Source organism: Agrobacterium sp. H141, from assembly GCF_057158725.1.
In genome coordinates this window covers 906,291-926,912 of record NZ_CM169893.1, presented here as the reverse complement: position 1 = coordinate 926,912, position 20,622 = coordinate 906,291, and the positions used below count along the sequence as shown (strand labels likewise).

The 20,622-nt window shown below is 57.6% G+C and carries 21 protein-coding genes; 13 read left to right on the top strand and 8 right to left on the bottom strand.

The genetic code is table 11. The annotated features are described in order from the left end of the window. Positions 1-2: 2 nt before the first annotated feature. The 3 genes from nagA to ACWPM9_RS04105 are packed head-to-tail and all read right to left on the bottom strand — an operon-like array spanning position 3 to position 2,946. Positions 3-1,133 carry an N-acetylglucosamine-6-phosphate deacetylase gene (gene nagA, locus ACWPM9_RS04115; protein WP_484756850.1) on the bottom strand — a complete coding sequence of 377 codons (1,131 nt, stop codon included), beginning with the start codon at positions 1,131-1,133 and terminating at the stop codon, positions 3-5. Continuing rightward, positions 1,133-2,146: an SIS domain-containing protein gene (locus ACWPM9_RS04110; protein ID WP_484757592.1), complete on the bottom strand. Its 1,014-nt coding sequence runs from the start codon at positions 2,144-2,146 to the stop codon at positions 1,133-1,135. Before ACWPM9_RS04110 ends, nagA begins: the two co-directional genes overlap by 1 nt. Positions 2,147-2,163: 17 nt before the next feature. Next, the gene (locus tag ACWPM9_RS04105; RefSeq protein WP_428187677.1) at positions 2,164-2,946 is read right to left on the bottom strand and encodes a GntR family transcriptional regulator; all 783 of its coding nucleotides are present in this window, start codon (positions 2,944-2,946) and stop codon (positions 2,164-2,166) included. A 121-nt stretch (positions 2,947-3,067) separates the two neighbouring features. Here ACWPM9_RS04105 and ACWPM9_RS04100 point away from each other — a divergent pair, with 121 nt between their 5' ends. From ACWPM9_RS04100 to ACWPM9_RS04075, 6 genes are all read left to right on the top strand, one after another. Beyond that, on the top strand, positions 3,068-4,216 hold the full coding sequence (locus ACWPM9_RS04100; protein WP_484756849.1) for an N-acetylmuramic acid 6-phosphate etherase: 1,149 nt from the start codon (positions 3,068-3,070) through the stop codon (positions 4,214-4,216). After that, on the top strand, positions 4,213-5,472 hold the full coding sequence (locus ACWPM9_RS04095) for an ABC transporter substrate-binding protein (RefSeq protein ID WP_484756848.1): 1,260 nt from the start codon (positions 4,213-4,215) through the stop codon (positions 5,470-5,472). The genes ACWPM9_RS04100 and ACWPM9_RS04095 overlap by 4 nt, the downstream gene beginning before the upstream one ends. A gap of 95 nt (positions 5,473-5,567) precedes the next feature. Further along, on the top strand, positions 5,568-6,497 hold the full coding sequence (locus ACWPM9_RS04090) for a carbohydrate ABC transporter permease (RefSeq protein ID WP_428187674.1): 930 nt from the start codon (positions 5,568-5,570) through the stop codon (positions 6,495-6,497). Between the two features lie 10 nt (positions 6,498-6,507). Next, on the top strand, positions 6,508-7,347 hold the full coding sequence (locus tag ACWPM9_RS04085) for a carbohydrate ABC transporter permease (protein WP_428187673.1): 840 nt from the start codon (positions 6,508-6,510) through the stop codon (positions 7,345-7,347). Then, positions 7,344-8,411, top strand: a complete 1,068-nt coding sequence (locus ACWPM9_RS04080; RefSeq protein WP_484756847.1) for a Gfo/Idh/MocA family oxidoreductase — start codon at positions 7,344-7,346, stop codon at positions 8,409-8,411. Before ACWPM9_RS04085 ends, ACWPM9_RS04080 begins: the two co-directional genes overlap by 4 nt. 12 nt (positions 8,412-8,423) lie before the next feature. Then, positions 8,424-9,428, top strand: a complete 1,005-nt coding sequence (locus ACWPM9_RS04075) for an ABC transporter ATP-binding protein (RefSeq protein WP_484756846.1) — start codon at positions 8,424-8,426, stop codon at positions 9,426-9,428. A 43-nt stretch (positions 9,429-9,471) separates the two neighbouring features. On the opposite strand, the gene ACWPM9_RS04070 is transcribed toward ACWPM9_RS04075, so the two are convergent. The 3 genes from ACWPM9_RS04070 to exbB are packed head-to-tail and all read right to left on the bottom strand — an operon-like array spanning position 9,472 to position 11,921. Next, the gene (locus ACWPM9_RS04070) at positions 9,472-10,422 is read right to left on the bottom strand and encodes an energy transducer TonB family protein (RefSeq protein ID WP_484756845.1); all 951 of its coding nucleotides are present in this window, start codon (positions 10,420-10,422) and stop codon (positions 9,472-9,474) included. Further along, on the bottom strand, positions 10,419-10,889 hold the full coding sequence (exbD, locus tag ACWPM9_RS04065) for a TonB system transport protein ExbD (protein WP_484756844.1): 471 nt from the start codon (positions 10,887-10,889) through the stop codon (positions 10,419-10,421). The genes ACWPM9_RS04070 and exbD overlap by 4 nt, the downstream gene beginning before the upstream one ends. Positions 10,890-10,901: 12 nt before the next feature. Continuing rightward, positions 10,902-11,921 (bottom strand): tonB-system energizer ExbB, encoded by a 1,020-nt coding sequence (gene exbB, locus ACWPM9_RS04060; RefSeq protein ID WP_484756843.1) that lies wholly within the window; start codon positions 11,919-11,921, stop codon positions 10,902-10,904. 309 nt (positions 11,922-12,230) lie between these two features. Here exbB and ACWPM9_RS04055 point away from each other — a divergent pair, with 309 nt between their 5' ends. Next, on the top strand, positions 12,231-12,503 hold the full coding sequence (locus ACWPM9_RS04055) for a hypothetical protein (RefSeq protein WP_484756842.1): 273 nt from the start codon (positions 12,231-12,233) through the stop codon (positions 12,501-12,503). 95 nt (positions 12,504-12,598) lie between these two features. Here the strand turns inward: ACWPM9_RS04055 and ACWPM9_RS04050 are convergent, their stop codons facing one another. Then, a complete protein-coding gene (locus tag ACWPM9_RS04050) occupies positions 12,599-12,931 on the bottom strand; it encodes a hypothetical protein (RefSeq protein WP_484756841.1) in 333 nt (110 codons plus the stop codon). Positions 12,932-13,115: 184 nt separating this feature from the next. Between ACWPM9_RS04050 and ACWPM9_RS04045 the strand changes: the two genes are divergently transcribed. After that, positions 13,116-13,703 (top strand): exopolysaccharide biosynthesis protein, encoded by a 588-nt coding sequence (locus ACWPM9_RS04045; protein WP_484756840.1) that lies wholly within the window; start codon positions 13,116-13,118, stop codon positions 13,701-13,703. Positions 13,704-13,808: 105 nt separating this feature from the next. Further along, positions 13,809-13,982, top strand: a complete 174-nt coding sequence (locus ACWPM9_RS04040; RefSeq protein WP_428187664.1) for a DUF1328 domain-containing protein — start codon at positions 13,809-13,811, stop codon at positions 13,980-13,982. Positions 13,983-14,249: 267 nt separating this feature from the next. Here ACWPM9_RS04040 and ACWPM9_RS04035 read toward each other — a convergent pair whose 3' ends face one another. Continuing rightward, positions 14,250-15,767: an aldehyde dehydrogenase (NADP(+)) gene (locus tag ACWPM9_RS04035; RefSeq protein ID WP_428187663.1), complete on the bottom strand. Its 1,518-nt coding sequence runs from the start codon at positions 15,765-15,767 to the stop codon at positions 14,250-14,252. A gap of 288 nt (positions 15,768-16,055) precedes the next feature. Here ACWPM9_RS04035 and ACWPM9_RS04030 point away from each other — a divergent pair, with 288 nt between their 5' ends. The 4 genes from ACWPM9_RS04030 to yjfF all read left to right on the top strand — a co-directional run bounded on the left by ACWPM9_RS04030 (position 16,056) and on the right by yjfF (position 20,586). Beyond that, the gene (locus ACWPM9_RS04030; RefSeq protein WP_428187662.1) at positions 16,056-16,970 is read left to right on the top strand and encodes an ABC transporter substrate-binding protein; all 915 of its coding nucleotides are present in this window, start codon (positions 16,056-16,058) and stop codon (positions 16,968-16,970) included. Positions 16,971-17,082: 112 nt separating this feature from the next. Then, positions 17,083-18,609, top strand: coding sequence for a sugar ABC transporter ATP-binding protein (locus tag ACWPM9_RS04025; protein ID WP_484756839.1), 1,527 nt, complete (start codon positions 17,083-17,085; stop codon positions 18,607-18,609). Next, positions 18,602-19,627: an ABC transporter permease gene (locus ACWPM9_RS04020; RefSeq protein ID WP_428187660.1), complete on the top strand. Its 1,026-nt coding sequence runs from the start codon at positions 18,602-18,604 to the stop codon at positions 19,625-19,627. The genes ACWPM9_RS04025 and ACWPM9_RS04020 overlap by 8 nt, the downstream gene beginning before the upstream one ends. Next, positions 19,624-20,586, top strand: coding sequence for a galactofuranose ABC transporter, permease protein YjfF (yjfF, locus tag ACWPM9_RS04015; protein WP_484756838.1), 963 nt, complete (start codon positions 19,624-19,626; stop codon positions 20,584-20,586). Before ACWPM9_RS04020 ends, yjfF begins: the two co-directional genes overlap by 4 nt. Positions 20,587-20,622: the final 36 nt, after the last annotated feature.

The following is a 20,622-nucleotide window of genomic DNA, read 5'->3' as shown; positions in this document are numbered from 1 at the left end:
ACTCAAGCGACCGGCAAAACACGAACGCCAAACTGTTGATCGATGGCAACAATATCGGCACGACTTCCCTGTGTGAGGCGGCCGACATCATCCACGCCAAGGGCAAGTGCCGGAATGGAGGTCGCCATCGCAAGTGCATCCTCGAGCGGCAACCCAACCAGTTCATGCAGGTTCTTCACGCAGGCCGCCATATCGATGTCGGCACCGGCAAGCGTGCCGTCTGCAAGCGTCAACCGACCGTTCTCGCGCAGGATCTTGCGCCCGTTGAGGTCGAAACTCGTCATGTCGGTGCCAATGGTCGCCATGGCATCGGTAACGGCAAACATGCGCGGCCCGCCCATGGCTCTCAGCGCAATCCGCATCATGTCTGGATGAACATGAATGCCGTCCGGTATGATACCTGTCATCAGGCGCGCGTCGAGAAGGGCCGCAGCTGCAAGCCCCGGCGTGCGGTGATCGAGCGGGCTCATGGCATTGAACAAATGGGTGACCATACAGGCACCGGCCTCGGTGTATCGTTTGGCCGTTTCCGCATCGCAGGCACTGTGGCCCAGACTGATGCGGACACCTGCGCCACTCAGTGCCCTGACCTGCGCCTCCGTCACCGACTCAGGCGCCAGCGTCATCATCAGATGGTTCAGTTTGCTTTTCGCCTCAATCAGAAAATCCAGATCGGCGACCATCATCGGGCGAACGAGATCGGCACTATGGGCGCCCTTTTTCGCAAGCGACAGATGCGGACCTTCCAGATGCAGCCCGAGAAAGCCCGGCACATTTGCCGCCTGCGCTGCAATGGCAGCCTCCACCGCACGCCTGGAGCAATCTGCCGTATCGGTAATCAGGGTCACCATCACCGATGTCGTTCCATATCGGGCATGGCCAGCGCAGATCGTTGCAATCCCATCAACGTTCACCTGATCATTGAATTGCGCTCCACCGCCGCCATTGACCTGGAGATCGACAAACCCGGGAGATAGACACCAGGCGGCCACTGCCTCTACCGAAACCCCTGCAGGAACGGCATCCTGTTGCACGACACCGAGGCAGACCCCGTCTTCGACAAGAATGGCCGCGTTACCATGCATGGCATGACCATCGAAAATTTGGTCGCAGGTAAAGGCAGTCTTTGCCATCAGATAGTCTCCGTGACTTTCTTCAACTGTTTGGGCTCATCGGGATTGCGTCCCAAGCGGCGGGCATGGGCCTCTGCAAACACGTAGAAGCTGACAATCTGGACCAGCGCATCCGTCAGCGCATGTCCGGTTGACGCAACGGAAAGCTCCGAAAGCCCGGCACCGACAGAACCGCCCGCCATGAACACAGAAGCGCCACGTCCCGCAATCTCGCGCGCAACGCCGGCAGTTGCCTGCCCGCTGCGATCGCCGGGATTGAACACCAGCACCGGAAAGCCATCATCCAGGATTTCGACAGGGCCGTGCAGCACCTCGGCAGACGAATAGGCCTCACCATGCACCGCGCATGTTTCCTTCATCTTCAACGCCGCCTCATGGGCAATCGCAAGGGCTGGACCACGCCCAAGCACGAACATGGATTTGCGTTGGATCAGATGATCAGACAGCGCCTGCCAGTTCTGGTTCAAGGCAGCATCCAGCGACTTGGGCAGCGTCTTCAATGCCGAAGAAAGTCCGGCGTCCTTGCTGATTGCGGCCAGCAACATCAGGCCGGCGACGATGGAATTGACGAAGGACTTGGTCGCAGCGACCGATTTTTCCGGTCCGGCACCGATGTCCAGCACATGGCTGCATGCATCAGACAAGGGCGACGGCACACTGTTGACGAGCGCAATCGACAAGGAGCCGGACTGGGTGACCGACTGCGCAAGCGAAACGATATCAGGACTTTTGCCCGACTGGGAAATCGCAATGGCAGCGGTATTTTTCAGATGCATCGATGCGCCGTAGAGCGATGCGAGCGATGGACCGAGCGACGCCACGGGAATACCCAATGTAATCTCGAATGCATATTTGAGAAAATAAGCAGCGTGATCGGACGATCCGCGTCCGATGGTGGCAATCATCGAAGGTTGGGCTTTCAGAAACTCCGTCGCGAAATTCTCCGCCTGAGCAGCACCGAGTTCGAGCAACCGCGCTACGGCTTCGGGAATTTCCAGCACTTCGCGCTGCATATGGGTCTGTGACACGTCTAAACTTCCACCAGTTGATTGTTATTGTCTGAGACTCTGAGTTCGGCGACAAAATCATAGGTGTCGCCGCGATAGACCGATCGGGTGAATTCGATCACCCGCCCGGTTGAAAGATATGTAACCCGCTCCATCTGCAGCACCGCCGAGCCCACCTCGATACCGAGCAGTTCGGCCTCGCGCTCGTCGCTATTGCGCGCCGAAATGCGCTGTGTCGCGCGAACGGGATTGTGCCCGCGCGACTTCAGCGCCTGATAAAGCGACGTGGTGACCAGATCCGGGTCCGGCAGGAACTCCGTTGAAATTGCCGCAAGCTCGATCGCAAGCGGCATACCGCCACCGGTGCGCAAGCGTTCCAGCCTGACGACATCGATATCGTGTGACAGACCAAGCACCATGGTTTCATTGGGCGAGGGAGAAAAAACGCCCTTGTTCAACCAGACCGATTTGGTCTCAAGGCCACGCCGCGCCATGTCTTCACTGAACGATGTGAGTTTAGACAGCGGCTGTTCGACCTTCGCCGCAAGATGTGCAACGAAGGTCCCAGACCCCTGCCGGCGCACCAGATGACCGCGCTGAACCAGTTCATCAACCGCCTTGCGCACCGTCACCCGGCTGAGACCGGACATTTCAGCGAGATCGCGCTCGGTCGGCAAAGCCGTACCCGGTTCGATCCGTCGCTCGGATATCAGTTCGTCCAAAATCTTCTGAAGATTGACATAGAGCGGACCCGGCCCTCGTGCCACGATCTGGTCCTTGGACAGGATGGCCTGAAAATCCGTCACACCGGTATCCTCAACCGACGCGGAAAATGCCTTATCGTATCTTGCCCCGCACCGTCCGGATCGCTCACCGCAATGGTTGAGCCCACTGCGTTGCAACTCTTACCGCTGCCGTCAAAACTGAATGCGAGATCCATGGACGTCTCCTCAAAAAGAAGGATACCAAAAACATACCATTCGACAAGTCCAATTCTCTCCTGCCTCTCCCAACTCAGAAAATGCGACACATATCGCCCAAAATTCCGCGTTTCCCGGCCTGTGGAAAAATGACTCTGGACAAATGGTATTGATTTGGCATGATACCTTTCGGAGGGACCGGATGGCCTTGAACGCGATACCCAAGACCGAGCAAGCAAATATCGACCTTGGCGCCATCGATCAGATGGACGAGGCCGATGCGGTTGCCGCCATGGTCAACTCTCACCTTGCTGCAGCAGAGATCGTCTCTTCCAAAGCGGCGTTGATTTCAGCAGCGGCAAACAAGGTCACGAACACGATCAATTGTGGCGGACGGGTCTTTTATTGCGGCGCCGGAAGCTCCGGACTGATGGCGCTTGCCGATGCGCTGGAAATTCCCGGCACCTTTGGCATCGACAAATCGCAGATCCGCATTCTTCTGGCGGAAGGCCTGAACACGATTGAAAGCTTTGAGGCATCGGCGGAAGATTCTGCGGAAGAAGCAGACGCTGTTTTTGCCAAACAGGCCATTCGTTCCGATGATTGCTTTTTGCTGCTCTCGGCCAGCGGCTCCACACCGTTCGTGATGGAAATGGCCCATGCGGCCAAAACGGCCGGCGCCGAGACCATTGCCATCACCAACAATTCCGAAAGCGAACTCGGGCGCATCTGTGCAATCGCAATCGACCTGGATACGCCGCCCGAAGTGGTGGCTGGCTCTACGCGCCTTGGCGCTGCGACCGCGCAGAAGATCGTCCTGAATTCGATCTCGACCTTGGTCGGAGCCCGCCTGGGTCACGTCTATAAAGGCCATATGGTCAATCTGAATGCCGCCAACAGCAAGTTGCGCAAGCGTGCAATCCGGATCGTCAGCGCAATTGCCGAGACCTCCGACGAACATGCTGGCGAATTACTGGACAAAACCGGCGGCGACGTAAAAACAGCGATACTCATCGGCTTTGGAGCCGACGACAAGCAACAGGCCGAACGGCTGCTGTTTGATGCCCAAGGACGCCTCGATAGGGCGCTGGAAGGCATCAAGGGGAACGAGACTTCAACCGCCTCAGGGCAAAGAAAACTGGGAGTAAAAAAATGACCATGACCGCCATCAAGTCCATGCTCATCGGGGCGACAGTGCTCGCTTCGGCAGGGAGCGCCTTCGCAGAAGATGCAACCCTCACCATTGAAAGCTGGCGCAATGACGACCTGCCAATCTGGCAGGAAAAGCTCATTCCGGCGTTCGAAGCCTCGCATCCGGGCATCAAGCTGAATTTCCAGCCCATGGCCCCAACCGAATACAACGCAGCACTCAACTCCAAGCTGGAAGCAGGCTCTGCAGGCGACCTCATCACCTGCCGTCCGTTTGATGCCTCCCTTGCCCTCTACGACAAAGGCTATCTCGCATCGCTTTCCGATCTGGAAGGCATGAAGAACTTCTCCGACGTCGCAAAATCCGCCTGGATCACCGACGATGGCTCCACACCATTCTGCGTACCGATGGCCTCTGTTATCCACGGCTTCATTTATAACAAGGACGCCTTCGAGACACTCGGCATCTCCGTGCCGAAGACCGAAGCGGAGTTCTTCGCCGCCCTCGACAAGATCAAGGAAGACGGCACTTATATCCCGATGGCCATGGGCACCAACGACCAGTGGGAAGCTGCGACCATGGGCTACCAGAACATTGGCCCAACCTACTGGAAGGGCGAAGAAGGCCGTAACAAACTGATCAAGGGCGAAGAAAAGCTGACCGACGAGCCTTGGGTCGAACCTTATCGCGTTCTGGCCAAGTGGAAGGATTATCTCGGCGACGGTTTCGAAGCCCAGACCTACCCCGACAGCCAGAACCTGTTCACCCTTGGCCGCGCCGCCATCTATCCGGCCGGTTCCTGGGAAATTGCAGGCTTTGAAGCCAATGCAGACTTCAAGATGGGCGCCTTCCCGCCACCTGTCAAAAACGAAGGCGACACCTGCTACATTTCCGACCACACCGATATCGGCATCGGCATGAACGCCAAGACCGAACATCCGGAAGCCGCCAAGGCCTTCCTCAACTGGGTTGCCTCGCCGGAATTCGCAACGCTCTACGCCAATGCCCTGCCCGGCTTCTTCCCGCTCTCCAAGGAAGCCGTGAAGCTGGACGATCCGCTTGCTCAGGAATTCGTGTCCTGGCGTGAGAAGTGCCAGTCGACTATCCGCTCGACCTACCAGATCCTGTCGCGTGGAACACCCAACCTCGAAAACGAGACCTGGGCCGTTTCAGCAAACGTGATCAAGGGCACACAGACGCCGGAAGAAGCCGCAAAGCAGCTTCAGGACGGCCTGGCCAGCTGGTACGATCCGCAGAAGTAAGTCGTCAATCTCATTGCGGGCCATCCTTGTGATGGCCCGCAAGCCCGTTTAACGGCACATGTGTCCATTACTCTTGATGACGACGGCAGGGATCGATGACCAACGCCCGCAATAATCGTGGCCATTCGAGGCTCCACATCGCCGTGTTTCTGGCGCCGGCAGTGCTCGTCTATACCGCGATCATGATCCTGCCGCTGTTTGCGACGATGCAGCTTTCGCTCTACCGGTCAGTCGACAACCAGATGGTCTTTGCTGGCCTTGCAAACTTCCGCACCCTGTTCTTCGAGCCGCATTTCTCGGAACGCTTCTGGAATGCGCTGGGCAACAACACTTGGTTCTTCGTCATCCATATGCTGGTGCAGAACCCGATTGGCATCCTTTTGGCAGCCTTGCTGTCCAATCCCAGGCTGCGGTTCCGCGGCTTTTACCGCACAGCAATCTTCGTGCCCACCATCCTCTCCTTCGTGATCGTCGGCTTCGTCTGGAAACTCATTCTCTCGCCGCTCTGGGGCGTCGCACCGGATCTCATGGCCCTGGTAGGGTTGAAATCGCTCTTCCTGCCTTGGCTCGGCAAAGAGGCTTACGCCCTGACAACACTCGGACTCATCTCGGTCTGGCAGTTCATCGGCATTCCTATGATGCTGATCTACGCCGCACTCCTGTCGATCCCGGACGAAATCCTGGAAGCTGCGGAATGCGACGGCATTACCGGCATGGGGCAATTCTGGAAGATAAAGCTGCCGCTCATCCTGCCATCGATCGGCATCATCTCGGTCCTCACCTTCGTCGGCAACTTCAACGCCTTCGACCTGATCTATGTGGCGCAAGGGGCGCTCGCCGGTCCAAATTTCGGCACCGATATTCTCGGCACTTTCCTGTATCGGGTGTTCTTCGGATTCCAGCTCCAGATCGGCGACCCCAATATGGGCGCCACTATCGCCTCCATCATGTTCCTGATCATCCTTGCGGGCGTCTGCGCCTATCTTTTCCTGATCCAGACGCGCATGCGTCGATACCAGTTCTGAGGAGAGTAAGATGAGCCAGGCCAGACAATCCTTTTCCCGTTCCCTCGCCTCCCATGCGATCCTCGCGACTTATACGGTGATAGCGCTGTTTCCGGTCGTCCTGATCGTCATGAACTCGCTGAAGACAAGGAAGGCCATTTTCCGCTCGCCGCTCAGCCTGCCTGATGCCGAGAGCTTTTCGACTGTCGGTTACCAGACGGTGATGAAGCAGGGCGACTTTGTGCTCTATTTTCAAAACAGCCTGACCGTCACAGTCGCCTCGCTGTTCTTCGTGCTCCTGTTCGGGGCGATGGCGGCATTCGCGCTGTCGGAATACCGTTTTCGAGGCAATCGCCTGATGGGGCTCTATCTGGCGCTCGGCATCATGATCCCCATCCGCCTGGGCACGGTTGCGATCCTGCAATTGATGGTGGCCTCCGGCCTCGTCAACACGCTGACCGCCCTTGTTCTCGTCTACACCGCTCAAGGTCTGCCGCTTGCGATTTTCATCCTCTCTGAATTCATGCAGCAGGTCTCCAAGGACCTGAAAGATGCCGGGCGAGTCGATGGATTGTCGGAATACCGGATTTTCTTCCAGCTCGTACTGCCATTGGTGCGCCCGGCCATGGCAACAGTTGCCGTCTTCACCATGATCCCGATCTGGAACGATCTCTGGTTTCCGCTGATCCTGGCACCATCCGAAGAGACCAAGACCGTCACGCTCGGTGCCCAGGTCTTCATCGGGCAGTTCGTCACCGACTGGAACGCGGTCCTGTCGTCTCTGTCACTGGCGATCATTCCAGTGTTGATCCTTTATGCAATCTTCTCCCGTCAGCTCATTCGCGGGATCACTGCGGGAGCTGTCAAATGACCGACACATCCACCACACCTATTCGCGTTATCGTGGCCGGCCTCGGAAATATGGGCCTAAGCCATGCCCAGGCACTGGAAGCTCTGCCGGGCTGCGAGATCGTCGCACTCGTCAACCGCTCGAAGGTCAAGCTTCCCGATAGTCTCTCCCACCACACCATCCTGCCCGATTTCAAGGCCGCAATCGCCGAGCTGAAACCCGACCTCTGCGTGATCGCCACCTATTCCGACAGCCATGCCGACTTCGCCATTCATGCGATGGAAAACGGTGCCCATGTTTTCGTTGAAAAGCCACTGGCAACGACTGCCGAGGACGCACGCCGCGTGGTCGAATGCGCAACCCGACTGAACCGCAAGCTGGTCGTCGGCTATATCCTGCGCCACCACCCTTCCTGGATCAAACTGATCGAGGAAGCCCGCAACCTGGGCGGCCCCTTCGTCTTCCGCATGAACCTCAATCAGCAATCCAGCGGCCAAACCTGGTCCACACACAAGCAGCTGATGAACACGACACCACCGATTGTCGATTGCGGCGTGCACTATGTCGATGTGATGTGCCAGATTACCGATGCCAGGGCCGTGGAGGTACGCGGCATGGGACTGCGCATGTCCAACGAGATTGCCGAGGACATGTATAACTACGGCCATTTCCAGGTGTTGTTCGACGACGGATCGGTTGGCTGGTACGAGGCCGGCTGGGGGCCGATGATGTCGGAGACCGCCTTCTTCGTGAAGGACGTGATTTCGCCTGCCGGCTGTGTCTCGATCGTCGTACCGGAAGGTATCAAGTCCGACGATATCGACACCCACACCAAGACCTCCCTGATCCGCATCCACAAATCGACGATGGACGCCAATGGTGCCTTTACGAAGGAGGATCAGAACCTCTCGATGGAAGATGAGCCCGGCCACGACGAGCTTTGCTACCGTGAGCAGCAATTCGTGCTGAATGCGATTACCCAGGACGTCGATCTCGAACGCCACATGCGCGACGCCGTCGCATCGCTTGAAATCTGCCTCGCTGCCGATCACAGCGTGCGCAGCGGCCAACCAGTCAAACTTTAAGGGACGACATCAATGGGTTCTCTGAAAATCAAGGGTGTCACCAAGTCCTATGGCCATGTCGAGGTATTGAAGGGCATCGATCTCGACATCCCCGACGGCGAGTTTGTGGTATTTGTCGGACCTTCTGGTTGCGGCAAGTCGACTCTCCTACGCACCATCGCCGGTCTTGAGGACACGACGACCGGCACCATCGAAATCAGCGGCAAGGATGTGACGACAGCGCCACCCGCCAAACGGGGCATTGCCATGGTGTTCCAATCCTATGCGCTCTATCCGCATCTGAACGTGAAGAACAACATGGCGCTCGGCCTCAAACAGGCTGGCGAAGACAAGGCCGTGATCGAGCAGCGCGTCGACAAGGCCAGCACCATGCTGTCGCTCGATCAACTGCTGGAGCGTCGCCCTGCAGAACTGTCCGGTGGCCAGCGGCAGCGCGTGGCCATCGGTCGCGCCATTGTGCGCGAGCCGGAGCTTTTCCTGTTCGATGAACCGCTCTCCAACCTCGATGCGGCGCTGCGGGTCCAGACGCGCCTGGAGATTGCCAACCTGCACCACACACTCGGTGCCACCATGGTCTATGTCACTCATGATCAGGTCGAGGCCATGACTCTCGCCGACAGGATCGTGGTGCTGCATAACGGCATCGTCCAGCAGGTCGGCAAGCCGATGGAGCTATACAACGATCCCGCCAACCTCTTCGTCGCCGGTTTCATCGGCTCACCGAAGATGAATCTGATGCCGGGCAAGGCAATTGGCGACACCGATGCAAAAACCGTGGGCATTCGCCCGGAACACCTGACCTTCGTCGAAGGCGCTGGCGATATTTCCGGCAAGGTCTCCCATGTCGAGCACCTTGGCTCGGAGACCAATGTCTACGTGAATTGCGGTGAGGCCGGCCTGATTGTCGTGCGGCTGTTCGGCGAATATTCGGTCGACATCAACACCGAGCGGACGCTGAAGCTCGATCGAACCCGCATCTATCGATTCGGCGACGATGGTTTGCGTATCCGCAGCTAACGCCCAACGCGTACGCTCTGGAGAAACTATCCAGAGCATACTCTCAGCGGATATCGAAGCGGACCGGAACGACCAAAGTGAGATTCACGCCGGCTGGCGGTGCCGGAACTGGCGACGCGCGGCGAACCATGTCGATAGCAGCCTGATCGAGCGCGCTGAAACCGGACGACCGTGAGACCGAGACGGACTGGACGCGACCACTCTGATCGATACGAAACCGCACCGTGACCGTGCCCTGCTCGCGATCGCTTTTCGAAGCACTCGGATAGCGTTTGTAGCGTTTCAGATGCGACAGCAGCTTGGACTGCCAGCGGGCCGGAGAGACGGACGAACTGGCACCGCCTGTGCTGTTCTTGGAGGCGGCATTACGATCGGACTGGGTCGTGTCCGCCTTTGCCTTGCTCCTGGCCTTCGAAGCCGGCGGCGGAGGCGCCTTCTTCTTGACGACTTTCTTTTCCGGAGGTGCCGGAGGCTTCGGCCGAGCCATAGGCAAAGGCACGGCAATCTCATCCGGAAGCACCGGCAACACCTCCTGGATCTCGTCAGGCTCCTCCAAGACGGGTTCCTCGATCGGAACTTCTTCGGGCTCTATTTCCTCCTCGGGCGGCTCGACCGGAGGTGGTTCCTCGACGGGCGGAGGCTCGACCACAGGTTCTTGGACCGGTTCCGGGGGAGTAAGATCCGGCGGGGGTTCGGCCAGTGCCTCGAGATCCGGCATAGGCGGTGGTGTTACGGTTGGCGAGTCCATGGCCATCGAATCTTCAGTGTCGGTCGACACCTCCGTTTGGTCGGTCTCCACAGCCTCCGGCTCGGGCGCAAGGTCGATCATGATCGCTGCCTGCCCCGGATCCGCAGCAGGTGGCTCAGGTGTGTTGCTCAGGATTACGGCCATCGCCGCTCCGTGCGCGCCTAACACGATGATCGCCGCAGAGCACCACAGAAGGAAATCCCCACCACTGAACCGATAGGCCTTGGCTCTTGCCTCGGGCGTCATTGGGTTTTCTCGTCGTCGGGAGCCGCATCGCTCGGTTGAGCGGCAGGCGTTGCTTCCAGACCGACAAGCGCGATCTTCAGATATCCGGCATCTCGCAGCAGATTCATCACATCCATGAATGCGCCATAGTCGACAGCCTTGTCGGCACGCAAAAAGATCCGCGTCTCGTGATCCCCACCTGTCTGCTGGTCCAGCGCCGCAACGAACTGATCTCGTGGCAAGGTACTGTCGCCCAGGCTTAAGCCGAGATCCTCGGTCAGCGTGACATAGACAGGCTCGTCCGGACGGTCCGCCGGCGTCGCGGTGGATGCCGGAAGGTCAACGGCCACGTCAACAGTCGCCAAAGGCGCAGCCACCATGAAGATGATGAGCAATACCAGCATCACGTCGATAAACGGCGTCACGTTGATTTCGTGGTTTTCCGAAAGCTCGTCGCCATTGCCACTGTCGCGGATTCCGCCAGCCATAATACGAACTCCTTATCGGGACTTGACCAGGGACGCAGCCGGTGAGGCCGGCACCCGGCGAAAATCGAGATCGCGGCTGACAAGGCGCTCGATGCTGGCACCGGCATCCGCCAGTAGTTGGCGATATCCGGTCACCGAGCGGGCAAAGACGTTGTAGATGATCACAGCCGGAATCGCCGCGATCAGGCCTACCGCTGTCGCCAGCAGCGCCTCGGCAATGCCCGGTGCCACGACCGCAAGATTGGTCGTCTGGGATTCCGAAATGCCAATAAAGGCGTTCATAATGCCCCAGACCGTACCGAACAGTCCCACGAAGGGCGCAGTCGAGCCGATCGTTGCAAGAACGCCTGTCCCCTTGGACATATGGCGCCCGGCGCGCGCCTCGATTCTGGACAACACAAGTGCCACCCGCTCTTTCACCCCATGATCCCCGGCGTGATCGATTGCTCCATCTGAAAAACGAAGCTCTTCTCCAGCCGTTGCCAACATCGCTGCCACCACGCCCCGGCGTTTTCCCATCGCATCGGCGGCAGCAGAAAGGGTGCGCGCATCGCTCAATACCCGCAAGCCACGATTGGCCCGAGCACGCGCGCCCATGATCTGCAGCGACTTGGCCAACCAGATGGTCCAGGTCGCAAGGGAGGCAACTGCCAGCATCGTCATCACGGCCTTCACCACGATATCCGCGGCCAGGAACATGCCGACAACGGACAGTTCATGAGGGAGCGTCGAATTCGGCACCGAAGCTGGTGTCGACACTGCCTCGACCTCAGCCGCCTCATCCGCAACGATTCCGTTCTGCGGATCTGCGCTCGTGTCATCCACCGCGGACACGCCGGAGGGGGTGATCTCGGCGGTCGGCTCAAGACTTACAGCCGGAACCTCGGTTGCTGGTGTCGACGGCTGCTCGGTCTGTTCAGCCGCTGGCAGTTGCTGCTGTGCGAATGAGGATGGTGCGGCAAGCGGAAGGACCGAGAAAGCAGCGGCAATACCGACAGCACAAAGAGATCTTGAAATCGAATAAAGCATCATAACGCACCTGGAAAATAGCGGACGATGGCAACTCTTGGGAAAACTCCCCTTTGCGCCAAAACCTGGAAGCCGTTTCGACGCTTGATATAAAACATGATTATAGTTTTCAAGTATTCTCTATGCCGATCGCCAACTTTCGTGTCTGCGCGCACAAAGACCGTCCGTCTTGCGTGCGAAATCGGGCTCGTGCGCTAGCAGGAAGGCAAAGGGGCAGTGGATCAACGTTGAAAATCTAAAAATCCATGGAACTTTCACGGCATGCGCCGGTTGGCTAATTGTGTAAGCACACAACCGTAGAGGAGAATGACGATGACGATGGCCCGACAAACAACCGATCACGTCGAAATCCGCAACTGGATCGAAGCCCGCAATGGCTTGCCAGCCAAGGTCAACGGCTCAAGAGACGAAGGGGTCCTTGGTGTCGAATTCGACAAGCTCGATGATGACGATAGAGAACTCAAAAAGATCGAATGGACAGAGTTTTTTCAGATCTTCGAGGGAGCAAATCTCGCCTTTCTCTGTCAGGACCATGCGGGCAGCGGAAATCGGAGTCACTTCAACAAATTCGTGGAACGGGAATAGTCCCAAGCCACCGACAACTCCAGGCCAGTGGGCAATTAAAGATGAGCGGCGGGAACGCCGCTTCGAACCATCTCACAAATCTGATGGATGCTGCCCTACTCGCTTTGAGGCTGAGCAGGGACTTCTTTCGGTTTCAACACCGGCGTCTGCCCAACCTCCGGCGCTGGCTGCACCATTTGCGGATCACCAACCACAGGCGGCTTTAGAACACCGTTGCAGTCTGTAATCGAGTTGGGTTCAGTCGGATCCACAACCGTCTTGTCGTCTGGCACCGCGCTTGGGGCATTCTCTTCCGGCACGACACGGCAATCATCTGTCGCCTCTTGCGCTATAGCCACCGGCGTAACGAGCAATGCGCCACCTAACGCTACAATGCTTACCAAGAACGACGCCGAACTGAATGTTGCCCTGGTCAAAGAATAAGCCATTTTCTCCTCCATTTGTTTCGTAGGCATGGAAAAGAAATGCGCAACTTCGGCAATTGTTCGGTTAGGGATGAGAAGGTTCCAGGGGAACTAATTTGCCGCTGATGCATTGCGAATGCGTATTCTGGCGCATAATGGGCGCCACACCGATTTTTATCAATGAGAACTGAGGAGGGGAAAGACCACGATGTCGGATACCGGCCACTCCTCCGTCAACCTGCTCCTCGACCAGATCGACGACCTTAAGGGCGCGCATGGCAGGGTTACGCTTGCGACTATTCAAGAAGTGGCCGGTCGGCGCATGAGCGGCCCCATGCTGTTACTGCCCGGCCTGATCCTGGTCTCTCCACTCAGCGGAATACCGACACTGCCAACCATTCTGGCAATCATCATCTTTCTTGTCAGCATTCAGCTGATGTTCGGTCGTCAGTCCATCTGGATTCCCGAACGCTTGCGCAGAGCCGGACTGTCGTCGGATCGATCGGACAAGGCAATCGGCTATATGCGGCCCGTTGCAGGGTTTATCGACAGATTTAGCAGGCAGAGACTGCCCTGGCTGACCGGAGCGGTCCCTGTCCGCGTGGCGAGCCTCTTATGTGTTCTGATCGCGTTGGTAATGCCCCTGATGGAATTCATACCGTTTTCCAGCTCCATCGCCGGGCTGGTGATCACGGTCTTCGGACTGGCGCTGATGACCGGTGATGGTCTGTTGATTGGCGCTGTATTTCTGCTGGTGTTGATCGGCGGCTCACTGGCAAGCCAGCTGTTCATCTAGAGAAAAACAACCGCTTGCGGCAGCCAAATATGGCAATTTCGTGCATTTTTGGGGAACTTTCTAGCCTGGTGAGGAGTTTCCAGACAAACAAACCAGGAGTTTATCATGCTGAAATGGGCGCTCATCTTTTTCGTAATTTCCGTCATCGCGGGTATCTTCGGTTTCACCGGAATTTCCGCAGCAACCGCATCTATCGCTAAAGTGCTGTTCTTCATTGCGCTGATCATCTTCGTGATCTTCCTGGCGCTTGCACTCTTTGCTGGTGCAGCGGTCGTCTAAAGAAAACGACAATCTTTAATCGAACACCGGCGTGATTCATGATCGCGCCGGTGTTTTGCGTTTGAGGCATGGTCGAAAGTCGACGCCCGCCTGAGCGAAAAAAAAGTCCCGCCGAAGCGGGACTTGAATGAAGACTGGAGGGAATAACACTGTGGGAGTAACCCAACAAACCGAGGCAAGCGCCGCCGGTTTGATTATATAACGCGCCATCCCCGCTCAGGTTCCCTGAGGCTCGGGGCAAACTTTATCGCCCCGAGACTTCAGTTGTTATGAACGCAGTTCAGACGGCAGCAGACTTTCCGACAGGTTCTGATAGCTGACCGGACGCAGGAAGCGACGGATGGCCATGGTGCCGACAGAGGTTGCACCGAAATTGGTCGAAGCCGGGTAAGGTCCACCATGAACCATGGCTTCGCTCACTTCCACGCCAGTCGGGAAACCGTTGGCGAGAATACGGCCAGCCTTGCGTTCCAGGATCGGCATCAGCTTCGATGCCTTTTCAGTGTCGGCTTCATCCATATGCAATGTCGTTGTCAGCTGGCCATGCAGCGAATGGGCAACGGCAACCATCTCGTCGAAATCGGCGACCTTGACGATCAGACCAAGCGGGCCGAATACTTCTTCGCCCAGCTGCTCATTGGCGAGCCATTCCTTGCCAGTCGTCGCAAACACATAGGGTGTTGCATTACGCAGGTCGCAGCTGGACGTCAGCACTTCCTGAACGCCAGCGGTTGCGGCAACGCGGTCACGCCCTGAACGGAAAGCCGAAGCAATCCCATCGGTCAGCATCGTTTGCGGAGAAACTTCGGCCAAAGCCTTGGTCGCAGCTTCAATGAATGCGTCCGTGTCGGGTCCATCGATGGCGACCACGACACCCGGATTGGTGCAGAACTGGCCAGCGCCCATGGTGAGCGATCCGGCCCAGCCCTGACCGAGTTGCGCGCTGCGCTTCGACATGGCTTCCGGCATCATGAACATCGGATTGACCGAACCCAGTTCGCCGAAGAACGGAATAGGCTCAGGACGACGTGCGCAAAGATCAAACAGCGCCCGACCACCACCGAGAGACCCTGTGAAACCGACCGCCTTGATCAACGGATGCTGGACAATTGCCTCGCCAGCTTCGCGCGAATTGGACTGGATCAGAGAGAAGACGCCGGGATGAACACCGCATGTCTTGATCGCGGCATGGATAGCTTCGGCAATGATCTCGCCCGTGCCGGGATGCGCCGGGTGTCCCTTGACCACAACCGGGCAACCGGCAGCCAGAGCAGAGGCTGTGTCGCCGCCGGCCGTCGAGAAGGCAAGCGGGAAGTTGGAAGCACCGAATACGCCAACCGGGCCGATCGGACGCTGAACCAGACGAATGTCCGGGCGGGGCAGTGGCTTACGATCAGGCAGGGCTTCATCATGGCGGCGATCAAGATAGTCACCCTTGAGAATGTGGCTTGCAAACAGGCGAAGCTGCCCGGTCGTGCGACCGCGTTCGCCCTGAAGACGGGCTTCGGGCAGACCGGTTTCGCTGGTGCCGATTGCTGTGATCGCGTCGGCGCGAGCTTCAATTTCGTCGGCAATCGCATTCAGAAATGCTGCGCGCTCTTCACGGCTGGAATAGCCGTAGGTCCAGAATGCGTCTTCAGCAGCTTTCACTGCCTTGTCGACATCAGCTGCGGATCCCAGAGAAAATTCATAGGCTTCGCCCGTTGCCGGAGCCGATGTGAATTTCTGGTCGCTGCTGGTCCATTCGCCTGCGATGAGATGTTTGCCATGCGGAGTGAAGGTCATATTTTCCTCGCCTATTGTCTCGAGTGTTTGTTTGTCGCTGCTGCGGAGCGATGGTGAATTGCCTTAAGATATCTTGCGCGGTTTCCCCCGCAAGCGAATCTGAAATCCGCACCATACATAAGGACGTTGTCTGACAAGTCAAAGGCGTGTCCGCAGTCACAACCCAGAGCGTGTGGACGCTAACAAATATCGCTTGCCAGCTCAAATAATAATACTATAGGATTTTATTGCTCTGCTGGACTACCGATTGGAGGAGGTCGCCAGCATTCTTTTGAGGGAGGATAAAAGATGAGCTTCAAGACACTTTTGACTGGTACCGCCATCGCTGCATCGTTCGCGTTTGCCGGCATGGCAAACGCCACCACGATCGGCTTCTCGCAGGTCGGATCCGAGGGAGACTGGCGCCCGGCATTTTCTGCCAACATGCAGGAAAGCGCCAAGGAATACGATATTGACCTGAAGTTCGCCGATGCACAGGGCAAGCAGGAAGAGCAGCTTCGCGCCGTTCGCGCCTTCATCGCCCAGGGCGTCGACGCCATCATCGTCGCACCGGTTGTTGTCACCGGCTGGGACCAGGTATTGCAGGAAGCCAAGGACGCTGAAATCCCTGTCTTCCTCGTAGACCGCGATGTCGACGTTCAGGACAAGTCGCTTTACGTCACCCGCATTTCCGCCGACTTCAATCTCGAAGGCAAGCTTGCCGGCGCATGGTTGGCTGCGGAAAGCAAGGGCACCTGCAAGATCGTCGAACTTCAGGGAACGACCGGCTCTGCGCCGGCGATCGAACGCAAAAAGGGCTTTGAAGCAGTCATCGACCAGTTTCCAGCAATGGAAATTGTGAACACCCAGTCGGGTGACTTCACCACCGATGGCGGCAAGAAGGTTATGGAAGCCTTCATCAAGTCCACCAACAATCTGGATGGCATCTGCGCGTCGTTTGCGCATAACGACAACATGCAGCTCGGCGCGATCCAGGCCATGAAAGAAGCCGGCCTGAAGCCCGGTAAGGATGTTCTGATGATCTCGGTCGACTACGTCCCCGCGATCAAGGATGCACTGGCAAACGGTGAAGCCAATGCCTCTGTCGAGCTGCGCTCGGCCGTCGGCAAGTACATCTACCCGGTCATTCTCGACTATCTCAAGAACCCGAGTGAACTGGACAAATGGATCGTGATTCCATCCGATCTTCACACTGCCAAGTAACGACGCTCATCGAGCATCGCAGTGACATGCAAGGCGCCCCGGGAACGGGGCGTCGGGCATCGCTGTATGGCAGTAAAAATTGTGACCTTTGTCCCACACGATGGTTCCGGCAATGTTGAATTCTGTAGAAGGCGCCTCACGCGTCGAAATGCGCTCGATTGTGAAGTCGTTTCCCGGCGTGCGCGCACTGGATGGCGTCGATCTGACGCTCTATCCCGGTGAAGTCCATGCTCTGCTCGGCGAAAACGGCGCCGGCAAATCCACACTAATCAAGATCCTGACAGGCGCCTCGACCCGCGACGCAGGAGAGATAACCCTTGATGGCCAGCCGGTCGATTTCAAAACCACCGGCGAAGCTCAGGCAAGCGGTATCTCGACGGTCTATCAGGAGGTCAACCTGATTCCGTCCATGTCGGTGACAAAAAACCTGGCGCTGGAACGCACATCCGGCAGATTCGGCTACATCTCCTGGAAGAAGGCCCGCGAGCAGGCCCGCGAACAATTGAAGCGCCTGCATCTGGATATTGACGTCGAGCAACCAGTCGGCAGCTATTCTGTCGCCGTCCAGCAACTGGTGGCAATTGCACGGGCACTGGAGGACGACACGCGGGTTCTGGTTCTCGACGAGCCAACCGCAAGTCTCGATGCCCAGGAAACCAAGACACTGTTCGGCATCATCCGGGAGCTTAAGGCGCAAGATATCGCCGTCGTCTTCATTTCGCACTTCCTCGACCAGGTCTATGAAATATCCGACCGCGTGACAGTGCTGAGAAACGGCACCCATGTCGGCACCGACCTGACGGCCAACATTTCCCGCGAACAACTGATAGCGATGATGATCGGTCGCGAACTCGGCGATGTGGAAGCAGCCTTTGCGCGCAAATCGGCGGTTGCAGCTGGAGCCGAAAAGGTGGTGGCCCGAGGTCTGGGCAAGAAAAGAACACTGGAGCCCTTCGACCTGACATTGCGTGCCGGCGAAGTCGTCGGCCTTGCCGGCCTTCTCGGATCAGGGCGAACCGAAACCGCCAAACTGATTTTCGGCGCCATGCGCTCGGACACTGGTACGCTGGAAATTAACGGACAGGCAGTGAACGGCAACTCGCCGCGCTCGTCCCTTGCGGCCGGCATCGCCTTTTGCCCCGAAGACCGCAAAGCCGAAGGTCTGGTCGGCGAGCTCAGCATTCGTGAAAATATCATGCTGTCGATGCAGGCCAAGAATGGCTGGTTGAACCGCATTTCGAGACAGGAACAGGAACGGGTCGCCGCCGAAATGATCAAGGCGCTGGCGATCGCCACCCCCGATGCTGAAAAGCCGGTCAAGCAACTGTCCGGCGGCAATCAACAAAAGGTGGTCCTTGCCCGCGCCCTTGCCTCAAAGCCCAGCGTCATGCTGCTGGATGAACCGACCCGCGGCATCGACGTGGGAGCGCATGCAGAAATCGTGCTGCTGATCCGCAAACTTTGCGAACAAGGAATGGCCCTTCTGGTCGCGTCTTCGGAACTCGATGAAGTTGTCGCCGCATCCGACCGTGTCGCCGTGTTGCGAGACCGTTGCAAGATCGGAGAGATCGAAGGCGACGACATCACCAGAGACAACATTGTGCGTATGATTGCAGGGAGCGATGAGCAGCATGACTGATTCCGTTCTTGTTCAGCGCGTCATGGCACTGAGATCTCACCGGGCGATCTGGCCGCTTCTGGCGCTGGCATTAATCCTCATCGTTGACTGGATCATATCGCCCAACTTCTTCGAAATCCGCGTTGTGGAAGGCCGCCTCTTCGGCAATGTGGTCGACATTCTCTATCGCGCAGTACCGACGGCGCTCGTCGCCATAGGCATGGCCATTGTCATCGGCACCAGGGGTATCGACCTCTCTGTCGGATCGACCATCGCCATTTGCGGCGCGGTGATCGCCTGGCGCATCCAGATGGGCGACCCCCATATTGTCATTCTGTTCATGGCCCTTGGTGCCGGCATTATCTGTGGCATGTGGAATGGCCTGCTGGTGGCTGTGCTGGGCATTCAGCCGATCATTGCGACACTGATCCTGATGGTCTCCGGTCGCGGCATCGGAATGTTGATCAATCTTCTCTATGGTGGCACCGATCCGAGCTTCACCAGCCCACTTTTGCAGGGCATGAGCACAGGAAGCTTCGGTTTCATTCCCATGCGCCTGTTTGTCGCCGCAGCCGTCTTTCTCGGCCTCTGGCTCTTGATCCGGCGCACTGCACTCGGCCTGTTTGTGGAGTCCGTGGGCGGCAATGCAGCAGCAGCCGATCTGGCCGGTGTGAGAGCAAAGCTGATCATCTTCGTCGCCTATGTGATCTGCGGCTTCACCGCCGCCTGGGCCGGCATCATCCTGACAGCAGACACTCACACGTCTGATCCCGTATCCGTGGGGCTCTATATCGAACTCGATGCGATCCTGGCCGTGGTCATTGGCGGCGCCTCTCTTTCAGGAGGACGCATCTATCTTGGGATGACGGTCATCGGCGCTCTCGTCATCCAGGCGCTGACGACCTCCATCCTGATCTCCGGCCTACCGCCGGAATACAACCTGATCATCAAGGCGCTCGTGGTTCTGCTGGTCCTGTTTCTGCAATCGGACAATGCACGCCAGACAATTCAACGGATGGTTTCGCGGGGGGCGAAATGAACAAGAAATATCTGCCGCTCGCGGCAACAATCCTGGTCTTTGTCGCGCTGTTTGTCGTTGGCGGCACCATGTACCGCAATTTTCTTTCCACAGCGGTGCTCGGCAATATTCTGGCTGACAACGCCTTCATCATCATCGCCGCACTCGGTGCGACCTTCGTGATCCTGTCTGGTGGCATTGATCTGTCGATCGGTTCCATGATCGGCTTCGTCGGCGTCAGCATGGCCGTGCTCGACACCATGGGCTGGCATCCGCTGGCAACAGCCGCGCTGATGATATGCTTCGGCATAGCCTTCGGTGCCATGCAGGGCTATATCATCGACTTCTGCCAAATCCAGCCATTCATCGTCACGCTGGCCGGCCTCTTCCTGCTGAGAGGCGCCTGCTTCATGGTGACGCTCGAGTCCGTGCCGATTCGCAATGACTTCGTGGATTTCTACGCTTCCTTGCGCATCCCGCTTCCGGGTCGCGGTGTGCTTCGAAGTTCGGCCATCGTCATGCTCATCAGTCTAGCGGTTGCTATGTTCATCGCACACTTCACCCGCTTCGGCACCAATGTCTATGCCATCGGCGGCGACAAGGAATCGGCTCGACTTATGGGTGTGAACATCCGTAAGACAACGGTTATGGTCTACGCGCTCGGCGGTTTCTATAGCGCCCTTGCTGGCGTCGTTTACGCGCTCTACACGTCCTCGGGCTACCCACTCGCCGGCAACACGCTCGAACTGTCAGCCATTGCCGCTGTCGTTCTCGGTGGTACACTTTTGACCGGCGGCGTCGGAATGGTGGCAGGCACACTCTTCGGAGGCATGATACTGGGCTTGATCTCGACACTAATCATATTTAACGGCTCTTTGAACAGCGCGTGGATTATGATCAGCAGCGGTATCTTGCTATTCCTCTTCATCGTACTTCATCGTTTCCTCGTGAGCACTTTCGGCCTGAGAGGCACATCGTGACAATGTTGGACCACGGATGACAGACCCAGTTGCGAA

What these genes read in the sequence shown, in the direction of transcription:
- ACWPM9_RS04055 (WP_484756842.1), top strand. Translation starts at nt 12,231, where the DNA reads ATGACGATGGCCCGACAAACAACCGATCACGTCGAAATCCGCAACTGG.
- ACWPM9_RS04100 (WP_484756849.1), top strand. Translation starts at nt 3,068, where the DNA reads ATGCGAGATCCATGGACGTCTCCTCAAAAAGAAGGATACCAAAAACAT.
- ACWPM9_RS04080 (WP_484756847.1), top strand. Translation starts at nt 7,344, where the DNA reads ATGACCGACACATCCACCACACCTATTCGCGTTATCGTGGCCGGCCTC.
- ACWPM9_RS04070 (WP_484756845.1), bottom strand. Translation starts at nt 10,422, where the DNA reads ATGACGCCCGAGGCAAGAGCCAAGGCCTATCGGTTCAGTGGTGGGGAT.
- ACWPM9_RS04025 (WP_484756839.1), top strand. Translation starts at nt 17,083, where the DNA reads ATGTTGAATTCTGTAGAAGGCGCCTCACGCGTCGAAATGCGCTCGATT.
- ACWPM9_RS04050 (WP_484756841.1), bottom strand. Translation starts at nt 12,931, where the DNA reads ATGGCTTATTCTTTGACCAGGGCAACATTCAGTTCGGCGTCGTTCTTG.
- ACWPM9_RS04040 (WP_428187664.1), top strand. Translation starts at nt 13,809, where the DNA reads ATGCTGAAATGGGCGCTCATCTTTTTCGTAATTTCCGTCATCGCGGGT.
- exbB (WP_484756843.1), bottom strand. Translation starts at nt 11,921, where the DNA reads ATGATGCTTTATTCGATTTCAAGATCTCTTTGTGCTGTCGGTATTGCC.
- ACWPM9_RS04090 (WP_428187674.1), top strand. Translation starts at nt 5,568, where the DNA reads ATGACCAACGCCCGCAATAATCGTGGCCATTCGAGGCTCCACATCGCC.
- nagA (WP_484756850.1), bottom strand. Translation starts at nt 1,133, where the DNA reads ATGGCAAAGACTGCCTTTACCTGCGACCAAATTTTCGATGGTCATGCC.
- yjfF (WP_484756838.1), top strand. Translation starts at nt 19,624, where the DNA reads ATGAACAAGAAATATCTGCCGCTCGCGGCAACAATCCTGGTCTTTGTC.
- ACWPM9_RS04110 (WP_484757592.1), bottom strand. Translation starts at nt 2,146, where the DNA reads ATGCAGCGCGAAGTGCTGGAAATTCCCGAAGCCGTAGCGCGGTTGCTC.
- exbD (WP_484756844.1), bottom strand. Translation starts at nt 10,889, where the DNA reads ATGGCTGGCGGAATCCGCGACAGTGGCAATGGCGACGAGCTTTCGGAA.
- ACWPM9_RS04035 (WP_428187663.1), bottom strand. Translation starts at nt 15,767, where the DNA reads ATGACCTTCACTCCGCATGGCAAACATCTCATCGCAGGCGAATGGACC.
- ACWPM9_RS04045 (WP_484756840.1), top strand. Translation starts at nt 13,116, where the DNA reads ATGTCGGATACCGGCCACTCCTCCGTCAACCTGCTCCTCGACCAGATC.
- ACWPM9_RS04020 (WP_428187660.1), top strand. Translation starts at nt 18,602, where the DNA reads ATGACTGATTCCGTTCTTGTTCAGCGCGTCATGGCACTGAGATCTCAC.
- ACWPM9_RS04075 (WP_484756846.1), top strand. Translation starts at nt 8,424, where the DNA reads ATGGGTTCTCTGAAAATCAAGGGTGTCACCAAGTCCTATGGCCATGTC.
- ACWPM9_RS04095 (WP_484756848.1), top strand. Translation starts at nt 4,213, where the DNA reads ATGACCATGACCGCCATCAAGTCCATGCTCATCGGGGCGACAGTGCTC.
- ACWPM9_RS04030 (WP_428187662.1), top strand. Translation starts at nt 16,056, where the DNA reads ATGAGCTTCAAGACACTTTTGACTGGTACCGCCATCGCTGCATCGTTC.
- ACWPM9_RS04085 (WP_428187673.1), top strand. Translation starts at nt 6,508, where the DNA reads ATGAGCCAGGCCAGACAATCCTTTTCCCGTTCCCTCGCCTCCCATGCG.